The sequence below is a fragment of the Sphingomonas sp. genome, from assembly GCF_031380695.1.
Lineage (GTDB): Bacteria > Pseudomonadota > Alphaproteobacteria > Sphingomonadales > Sphingomonadaceae > Sphingomicrobium.
The window spans coordinates 1-2,630 of record NZ_JANMWY010000095.1 but is presented as its reverse complement, the minus strand read 5'-3'; the positions used below and the strand labels follow the sequence as shown (position 1 = coordinate 2,630).

2 protein-coding genes are annotated in these 2,630 nt (G+C 66.0%); one reads left to right on the top strand and one right to left on the bottom strand.

Annotation, left to right across the window (positions count from 1 at the left end; translation table 11 throughout):
* Positions 1 to 1,656, top strand: a 1,656-nt coding sequence (locus RMN84_RS03615; RefSeq protein ID WP_309610842.1) for a protein kinase domain-containing protein, incomplete at its 5' end; no start/stop codon positions are given.
* 227 nt (positions 1,657 to 1,883) lie between these two features.
* Here the strand turns inward: RMN84_RS03615 and RMN84_RS03610 are convergent.
* Positions 1,884 to 2,630: ABC transporter substrate-binding protein (locus RMN84_RS03610; RefSeq protein WP_309610841.1), on the bottom strand; the 747-nt coding region annotated here is incomplete at its 5' end.

The window sequence follows — 2,630 nt, the reverse complement described above, 5'->3', positions numbered from 1 at the left end:
TTCGCGAGCGAAGCCGGCCGCCGCGCCGACAATCAGGATTTCGGCGCGATCCACCTCGGCAGCCCGGGCGAGCGGATCCATCACGGCATTATCGCGGCGGTTGCCGACGGGGTGAGCGGCGGCAAGGCCGGACGTATCGCTGCAGAGCTTGCCGTGCAGATGCTGATCGAAGGCTATTACGCCATGCCCCCCACCTTCGGGCCGGCTAAAGCAATCGACCGCGCCGCTACGGCCTTCAATGCCTGGCTTTGGACACAAGGGCGCGGCGAGGCGATGGCCTCGTCGGCAACGACGCTCACCGCCATCGCGCTGCGCGGTCGCCGCGCGCATATCGCCCATGTTGGCGACAGCCGCGCCTGGCGCTTTGCCGGCGGCCGCCTGACCTGTCTGACCAGTGACCACGTCCGCCCCGAGCCCGACATGGGCCATGTCCTGATCCGCGCATTGGGAATTGAGCGGCAGCTGCGGCTCGACCACAACGTCGTCGAATTGGCCGAACACGACCGGCTGCTGCTGACTAGCGACGGGGTGCACGCCTCGCTGATGCCGCTGCAGATAGCGGCAAAGCTGGCCGAGCGCGGGTCGGCCGAGTCCTGTGCCGAGGCGCTGGTCGTTGCTGCGATCAAAGCAGGCAGCCGCGACAATTGCACCGCGCTGGTGATCGACATCGTGACCCTGCCAACGCCTGACCATGACGGCATCGCCGCAAGCCTTGCTCATTTGCCGGTCATCGATCCGCCCAAGGTCGGCGACCGGCTCGACGGATTTGAGATCATCTCGGCGTTCCCGGCCGGGCGCTATACCCAACTGTTCCGCGCCGACGACCGCGACGGCACGCCGGTCGTGCTTAAATTTCCGCTTCCTGCCAGCTTCGACGAGCGCGCCGCGAGGCTCGCTTTCACCAATGAAATCCTCATCGCCCAACGGGTGCACAGTCCGTTCGTCGGAGCGGCCCAACCGATCGCCGCCGATCGCCAAAGCGCGCTCTACGGGGTCCAGCCCTTCTACTCCGGCGAGACCATGGCCCAGCGCTTGGCGCGCAACCTGCCCCCGCTCGACGAAGCGGTCGGGCACGCCGTTCGCCTCACCCGCGCGGTCGCCGCGCTGCACCGGCTCGACATTGTCCATCGCGACATCAAGCCCGATAACGTCATGCTGACCGGCCCCGACTCGCTGCGCCTGATCGACCTGGGCGTCGCGCGATTGCCGCGGATCGAGGATTTTCCCGACGCGCTGATCCCCGGCACGCCCGGTTATATGGCGCCCGAGCAGTTCGACGGAAACCGCGGCGATGCGCTGACCGACCAGTTCGCGCTCGGCGTCACGATCTACCAATGGCTGACCGGCAAATGGCCGTACGGCGAGCAGGAAGCGTTCCAGCGTCCGCGCTTCGGCATGCCAGTCCCACCCTTTCGCCATCGTCACGAAATCCCAAGCTGGCTCGATGCTGCGATTCTCACCGCAATTCAGCCCAAGCCCCCCGACCGCTTCGGCGACGTGATCGAACTGCTTCGTGCGCTCGAGGATGGCGGCACGGTCAAGGCCGAGCCCAGACCGGTGTTTGTACCGCTCCTGCTTCGTGACCCGCTGCGCACGTGGCAAGCGGTCAGCGCGCTGCTCGCCGCAGCGCTGCTGTTGTCGCTGGTCCTGCGCTAAACTCGTCATGCGGGTACGCTGCTCCGAACGCAAAAAGCCGCCACGAACCACTAGGATCGGGCGGCGCCATTGCCGAATGTATCTCTACCTTGGCCACTGTTCCCCCGGTTCGTCGTGGAACTCGGCGGCCATCACAGGTACGCATCGTTGCGTCCGGGCTAATTTATGTCACGCCAGTGGCGAATCGCCAATCAGATTGTGCAGCGCAGCATTGGTTGGCGAATATCTCACGCGCCGGACAGATAATCGTCGAGCCGGTCGGGATCGAATTGGCGCCCGTCGAAGAAGCGATCGGGGCCAAGCGTGAGCGTCCCCTGCGTCGTTCCGACCGCGATCAGCTGCGACACGCCGCCCTCCAGCTTGCTCCGCGCCCCGGGCAGCGGAACGCCGGTTCCGGCCAGTGCGGCGCGGTAAACGTCGGGCCGGAACACACTTTGCGCGCGGGCATAATCCGCTTCGCTCTTGGCCAGATGCCTCGACGCGACCATCTGCGCATAGAGCCACGCCGCTTGGCTGACCCAGGGAAAGTTGGCAGCCTCCCGATGTTGGAACATGAAGTCGGGAATATGCGTCGGCGGGTCGCCGGCGCGAAGTATAATTCGGTCGGAAATCGCCCGTTCAATAACCGCTGCCGAGCCATCAAGATAATTGGCGCCAGCGAGGATCGCGGCATTCGACGTCAGCTGTGCGGGGTCGATAAACGCTACCCCCGCGCGGTAGAGGGCTCGGATCAACCGGTGCGCCCGGTCGGAATCCGCCGCGAGCGAGTCGGTCCGCATGGCCAGCACTTTCTCGACCCCACGCTGCCAAATGCGCGAGGTAACGGTGATGATCCGACCGACCCCGCGATCGACCGCGACGCTGTTCCACGGCTCGCCGACGCAGATGCCGTCGACTTCGCCGGCGGCCAACGCGTCGGCGGCGAACGGCGGGGCGATGTCACGATGTCGATATCGTCGAGCGAGGCGCCGCTG